The sequence below is a fragment of the Nostoc sp. CCY 9925 genome (genome assembly GCF_963920935.1).
Lineage (GTDB): Bacteria > Cyanobacteriota > Cyanobacteriia > Cyanobacteriales > Nostocaceae > Nostoc.
Genome location: NZ_CAWUDO010000196.1, coordinates 1 through 6738 on the forward strand (window position 1 = coordinate 1; position 6738 = coordinate 6738).

The following is a 6738-nucleotide window of genomic DNA, read 5'->3' on the forward strand; positions in this document are numbered from 1 at the left end:
GGGATTTAAACCCCGACTGAAACTGGGGCTACCTGTAGAGGTAGGGGTCTTAAACTCTTTTATTTACGATAAAAACTTCTTTGGAAAGTGATGTTTTTTTGAAAATAGCAAGGTTACGAAACGTGACTTCTTCAGGAAGTTAGGGTTCTGTTTTTTGACAAAGTTCAGTTTATATTAAAAACTTTCAGCAAATTCTCAGATGAAATTAATTTAATTTAGATTGATTAGATATAAATTAGTATTAGGGAGGCTTTCAGGATTGACAGGAAAATCAAAGAAAAAATTAGCAACTTTTTGGGAATAGCTACTTTTTTGAGTTTAGGCATAGAACATAGGTAATTTCAAATCAGCTATTCACGATAAAATCTCACAACCAATAATGAAAAAGTAATACACCCTACTCCCTAATCTCTATTACCTTGTTCAAAATATTAAAGCCGTGAAGCAAATTAAAAAAATTTTGCAAAATGTAGATCCATTTTCTTTACAGCTACGCCTAACAGTTGGTATTGGTGGCTTTTCAGCTTTGGTGTTAGGCGGCCTCGCTACATGGAATAGTTGGAAAACACAGCAAATTTTAATTGATAATCATAAACATAATATAGAACAAATCGCTAAACGTTTGCCGCGAGATGTGCAAATTTATAGTGAAATGATGCAACCTGAAACTGGTTTACAAAAGTCTATTAATAATTTGGCAAATAATAATACTTTATTATGGGTCAAAAATTCTGAAAATAAAATTTTGGCACAATCTCAAACTTTAACTTTGTTATCTAATTCTATGGTATCTGAGTTAATGTCTTTAACTAAAATGCCGATTAAACCACAAGTTTACAAAATTAATCAAAACTACTTTGTTTTCTGTGGTGGTTCTATAGAGGTACAAGGTAAGTTACTGGGCAACTTATTTGTAGTTAAAGATATTACCCGAGAACAGACAATATTTTTGGGGATGGTACAGAGTTTATCTATGATTAGTGTGTTAGCAATTATTATTTTAACAGTTGCGATCGCCATTTATATCAAGCATTCACTACAACCTCTCCGTCAGCTAAATCAAATGGCTGCTGTGATTTCCGCAGAAGATTTAGGACAAGCACAGTTATATCTTGATAATGCACCCAGCGAAGTCAAAGAATTAGCTCAAACTTTAACCATGTTGCTGTCGCGTCTTTCTCAATCATGGGAGCAAGAAAGAGAATTTGTCAGTAATGTTTCTCATGAATTACGTACACCTTTGACCATTGTCCATGGTTACTTACAAAGCGTTTTGCGGCGACAAAATAACTTAACCCAAACCCAACAAGAAGCTTTAGAAACTGCTGCATCAGAAGCCGAACGTACTATTCGCCTGCTACAAGACTTATTAGATTTAGCACGAGCAGATAGTGGTTACTTACATTTTCAAATGAAATCTTACGTTTTAAATGATTTAGTTGAAGAAATTGTGATGATGGCAGAAAAATATAGCGATCGCCAAATTCATATCGAGTCTACAATTTACCCAATTGAAGTAAAAGTAGACTACAGTCGCCTCAAACAAGTATTACTAAATTTGATTGATAATGCTGTTAAATATTCTGAAGCTAATACCCCTATAACATTTAAGTTAGATCGACTTCCAGACAAAGTAATTATTCAAGTTTGTGACAATGGTTATGGCATTCCCTTACAACATCAAGCACGTATTTTTGAAAGATTTTACCGCGTAGATGAATCTCGTTCTCATGCCACTGGAGGTTCTGGTTTAGGTTTATCAATCGTCAAGACACTTGTAGAAGGTATGGGTGGTAATGTGAGTATACAATCCAAATTAGGAGAAGGAAGTATTTTTACAATCACTTTACCAATATAATTAATTAGCCAGAATTCAGAATTCTGGATTTAAAATTTAAAAAAATCCACCAATCAAGAAATAGAGTTTGGAAAAATCATACTTTCCTCAGTTAGCTTTAAGTGCGGACTTTTCTGAGCAAAGTCCGCACTTTTCAATATATAGGAGTCCGATTTAATTTATGAAAAAATCTAAGTATTTGTAGGGTGTGTTATGGCGTAGCCTAACGCACCTAAATCGTTAACTGGTGCCGTACCCTCAGGCTAACGCACCCTACGTGTATTTCTCCAAATCAAATATGAGTCCTATACAAGAGCGTTTAAGTTAAGAAGCAATTTATTTTCAAATCAAGAACCAGATATAAATAAACTATATTTTACCTCTGACTCCTGAATTCTCAATTCTAACCTTTATCCGCAATATCAATTCTAGCTGTTCCAATTGGAATGTCTCCGTTTAATCCAACTCTTTTCGCAGTTACTCCATAGAGTAAGATTTTTTCAAATGGAATTCTTCTTTGTACGCCTATAAATTGTACTTCGACAGAAGCACCAGGATTTACAGGTTGCTCAAAGGTGATTGACACACGTTCTTTGTTAATCTCTGTTTTAGCTGCAATTTCTTGACCAGATTGGTCTGTAATCCGAACTTTATTAAAGCTTTCCATCTGACTTGGTAAGGAAATCATTAAGTCTTGTAGAGACATACCCGCTACTGCCACTCTAATATAATGAGTATCATTTCTGACACCAGAGTTAGTAATATGGGGAACGTTTACATTCAATGCTATTTGAGATACTGTATGTGTATCATAATTTGACTGTTGATACTTTACAGGTGTAGCTATAGCCGCAGCAGATGTAGTGAGTATTAGAGCAGATAAACTACCAAAAATAAAACCTTTCATGAGCAAATCCTCGCTTTTGCGTCAACTAAACTTGTAATTAATAGATTGCTACATCACTATGAGTTCTAACTGATGTATCAATTAAAGTATTCTGAGATTTAAAGATTAATTTTCTTAGAAAAATATTTTCCTTGAGATGGCACAAAAAACCTTTCAAGATAAAGCCTTACAGGTTTTTAAGCAAAAATTATAAGTCTATTCAGGAAAAACTCATTTTTCTTAGACTCATACATATTAGAGTGCGAACTACATATCAATAATTCGGCGTTGCTGAATCAGAGTATGAAATGCCAAAATTAACTTCCTTTTTCTTTGTAACTTTGCGCCTTTGCGACGGCAGTCGCTTCAAGTCGGCAGAGCCGCCCAACGCGCTGCCTCGCCTTTGTGTGAGACTAATTCATACTTTCAATCAGCAACGTCAATAATTCATTATCTATTTCTGCAATCCTAGCAGAAAGTTAATTTATGTCAATTAATCAATCAATGGACGGCTAACTATGCACTATACTCTTAACAACTAAATTTTAATCAAACACCAGCAAAGTTAAAGCATTAACCTTGACTTGGAAAGAGTTATTAACGCGGTTAAAACAAATAAAACAACAGCAGTTTACCAACAACTGAGCTAACAAATCACGTACACCCTTGAGTATGGTTTATGCATCTCTGCAAAGAAGCTGACAGCGTAGTTATAACTTGAGAGATTCTTAACAAAAAGTTCTGAAGATAATAAGTAATTATCCGAATTTGATACTAAATCACAGTTAGGTTACCTTACAACTTTTATTTTGAAATTATCTATTTTAGGAGTAATAAAATGACAGCACATATCCTTTTAGTTGAAGATGAAGTTAAACTAGCGCGATTTGTGGAATTAGAACTCAGTAGTGAAGGATACAAAGTTAGCATAGCCCATGATGGCATTACTGGATTGACTTTGGCGCGGGAGTCCTCGCCAGATTTAGCCGTTCTGGATTGGATGTTACCAGGATTGTCAGGTGTAGAAATTTGCCGTCGTTTGCGAGCTACAAGTAACTCAGTACCAGTAATTTTGTTGACAGCAAAAGATGAAGTTAGCGATCGCGTGGCAGGATTAGATGCAGGAGCCGATGATTATGTAGTCAAACCCTTCAGCATAGAAGAACTACTAGCAAGAATCCGCGCTCATTTGCGCCGCACTCAAGAAGTCGATGAAGACTTATTACAGTTTGAAGACCTAAGCTTAAATCGCCGCACTCGTCAAGTGTTTCGCACAAAAAGAAGCATTGAGTTAACAGCAAAAGAGTTTGATTTATTAGAATATTTGCTTTCACATCCCCGTCAGGTATTTACTAGAGACCAAATTCTGGAAAAAGTCTGGGGTTACGACTTCATGGGTGATTCCAACATTATTGAAGTCTATATTCGTTATCTGCGCCTGAAATTAGAAGAAAATAAAGAAAAACGCCTAATTCACACAGTCCGTGGCGTAGGTTACGCACTGCGCGAGTAATTTTATCAAAACCCTGTTTACTTCTCAATTGTGCTGTTTTACTGATGAATGGCACCATCAGGCATAATTGCCCCAGCTAGGTTAGCACCAATTAGTTTAACCAGAAGCCGCTCACCAGAGCGAATCCGCGCTCCGGTTAAATCGGCTCCGCGCAAATCGGCTCCACTAAGATCCGCACCAATTAAATTAGCAGCACGTAAATTTGCCTCTCTGAGATCCGCTAAAAGTAGGTTTGCTCGAAACAAATTAGCTTCAGATAAATTCGCCCCTCTGAGGTTAACTTTGTGCATAAAAGTATCGCTGAGGTTAGCACCGCTCAAGTTGGCATAACTGAGATTTCTGCCAGATAAGTCTTTATTGCTCAAATTTGCTCGACTATAGTCTTTACCACTCAAATCTGGATTGTGCGTTGATGGTGGCTGGCTTGTTTGAGATGGTGTTTCGTAGTGAAACGGCGATGCGGATGGCGATGACTTATGTGTGCTTTGATGTTTGGTTTTTAGAGAGCGCAATTTTTCACGAGCTTCATTTATCGCTTTGAGCTTGTCCTGTGCCTTCTGCTGTAAGCGGAGATTTTCCTTAGGAATGCGATCAGGATGCCAAACAAAAACTAAATCTTTATAAGCCTGGTTCACTTCCTCAAGCGTTGCCCCAGGCTCTAATTCCAAAATTCTATAGTACCGCTCCAGATCGCTCATACGCCATTTTGGTGGACAATCAACTTAATTATGAGTGATACAGCGGTCTATCGGCTGCATCTTTTATTATTTGGGGACTGGGGACTGGGGAGTAGGGATTGCTGTTAGCAAAAGCGGGGCGTTTAGCCCGTTAAGAGTAGAGACGCGATTAATCGCGTCTATACAGAAGTTAAGAGTTATTCTCCCCCTGCCTCCCCTGCCTCCCCTGCCTCCCCTGCCCCTCATCTCCCCATCTCCCCATTTCTCCATCGAGCGATCGCTCTTAAATATGCTCCAACTGGAATTTGATAAACTTCAATAAAAATCCAAACAATAATTGATAAATGTGACAAAAAAGTTAATATTGTCCAAATATATGGCATCCAGGTAATCGGCTCGTTGATATTAGCAGGAAAATAATAAGCTACTATGCCAATGAGAGTAGTAGGAAGAACTACAAAAGCAACAGCAGCTAGCCCATAACCCCACCCTAATTCCACACCTTCTAACTGGGCTTCTGTCCAACTAAACCCATTCCAACGCCAAACCAAGGGTGGTTGCCTAGAAGGCATCTTGATTTGCTGTAGTTCTAGGTTCAGTGTAAAAATCTCTTGGCAAAAGTCACAAGCCATAGCTTCCATCAATGGCATGTGAGAAATCTTACCTATCCGACAGACTGGGCAGGGGTAAACTCCATGATAGTCAAAAGATTTGGCTAAGATTTTAGGACTGGGCATAATGAAACTGTTGATTCTAAAAAGTTGATCTGCTGAATAAGGACTTGGGTAAGAATGATGTGTGGCATTTTTCAATTGTCTGTAATCAGCTTTCGCAAGGTAAAAACAGAAGTCAGGAAAATTAGATGTTTTGATTTTGGAATCCTAGCTTTCGGAATTTTTGAAGGACTATGCCGTTGCCGTAAGTTTTCTCTAATTCCTTGAAATTGACTGTATTTATTCATCTGAACTTTTAAATTATCCCCATTGATTTTTGACTATTTACACTATCTATTCAGTTATGCCATGCCAATATTTGTAAAGTTATATAACAATAAGAATGTCTAATTACAAGCCGCTTTCTTCTTCCAAGCAAACAAGCAACGAGAACTTCACGGCAGAAATTTTGACAAATTGAGGGTAACAAAGCTTAGAATTTAAGCATCTTGAATTTGGAGATAAATCTGAAACTTGTTTAAGGTAAGATGTGTCAGTTTCCAGCCTAGACGCGCAAAAGGCGACTTGCCGTAGGCATCAGGACAGAGCGTGATGAGTGAATTTTGCGAACTCCTCTACACAAAGCAAGCTGCGTCTAGCATCTCGTGGAGAAACGTTATAGTCTTGATTCCCCCAGTTGTACTGAGTCTATCGCTTTTTTAGCAGTTGTGGGGGTCTTGACACCACTAACCCTTCCTGTTAATGTTACTATACATACTTCTATCTAGTTTGAGTTAAATTTTCCAGCTAAAGCCCCTCGCAAATGTTTAACACAAATTCTTACTTTTATTTTTGGTTTAGGGTGGTTCACCGGGAGTGAATGAAGTTTCCATATGGAAACCGCCCGGTGAACCGCAGAGCGAACTCTGCGGTTTTTGTTTTTTAAGGAGAATTTCATTGTGACGACTTATTTCGATAGTTGGTTTTACGGCTTTTACTTTTGGCCCAGAGTCAGTTCCGGGTAGATAGCGTTATGCCGATAAACCACAACGCGCCCGGAACTTCTCAAAGGTTCCGGGCTTTTTTCTGAGTGGGGACTGGTGACTAAGGACTAGGAACTCAATACTGCTCGCTTTGTGCATTTTTAACTCGGCATTGGATTTGGGGAAAAG

Annotated in this window: 5 protein-coding genes; 2 read left to right on the forward strand and 3 right to left on the reverse strand. The window is 37.9% G+C overall.

What is annotated here, in order from left to right:
• The first annotated feature begins 439 nt into the window (after positions 1–439).
• Positions 440–1858, forward strand: a complete 1419-nt coding sequence (locus ACM0OY_RS38915; protein WP_414574053.1) for a sensor histidine kinase — start codon at positions 440–442, stop codon at positions 1856–1858.
• Positions 1859–2240: 382 nt separating this feature from the next.
• On the opposite strand, the gene ACM0OY_RS38920 is transcribed toward ACM0OY_RS38915, so the two are convergent.
• A complete protein-coding gene (locus tag ACM0OY_RS38920) occupies positions 2241–2744 on the reverse strand; it encodes a DUF2808 domain-containing protein (protein WP_414574054.1) in 504 nt (167 codons plus the stop codon).
• 817 nt (positions 2745–3561) lie between these two features.
• Here ACM0OY_RS38920 and ACM0OY_RS38925 point away from each other — a divergent pair.
• Positions 3562–4236, forward strand: a complete 675-nt coding sequence (locus ACM0OY_RS38925; RefSeq protein WP_414574055.1) for a response regulator transcription factor — start codon at positions 3562–3564, stop codon at positions 4234–4236.
• A gap of 38 nt (positions 4237–4274) precedes the next feature.
• Here ACM0OY_RS38925 and ACM0OY_RS38930 read toward each other — a convergent pair whose 3' ends face one another.
• Positions 4275–4934: a pentapeptide repeat-containing protein gene (locus ACM0OY_RS38930; protein ID WP_414574056.1), complete on the reverse strand. Its 660-nt coding sequence runs from the start codon at positions 4932–4934 to the stop codon at positions 4275–4277.
• Positions 4935–5155: 221 nt separating this feature from the next.
• Positions 5156–5650, reverse strand: a complete 495-nt coding sequence (locus ACM0OY_RS38935; protein ID WP_414574057.1) for a hypothetical protein — start codon at positions 5648–5650, stop codon at positions 5156–5158.
• Positions 5651–6738: the final 1088 nt, after the last annotated feature.

Coding starts and splice junctions, on each gene's coding strand:
- ACM0OY_RS38920 (WP_414574054.1), bottom strand. CDS start 2,744: ATGAAAGGTTTTATTTTTGGTAGTTTATCTGCTCTAATACTCACTACA.
- ACM0OY_RS38925 (WP_414574055.1), top strand. CDS start 3,562: ATGACAGCACATATCCTTTTAGTTGAAGATGAAGTTAAACTAGCGCGA.
- ACM0OY_RS38930 (WP_414574056.1), bottom strand. CDS start 4,934: ATGAGCGATCTGGAGCGGTACTATAGAATTTTGGAATTAGAGCCTGGG.
- ACM0OY_RS38935 (WP_414574057.1), bottom strand. CDS start 5,650: ATGCCCAGTCCTAAAATCTTAGCCAAATCTTTTGACTATCATGGAGTT.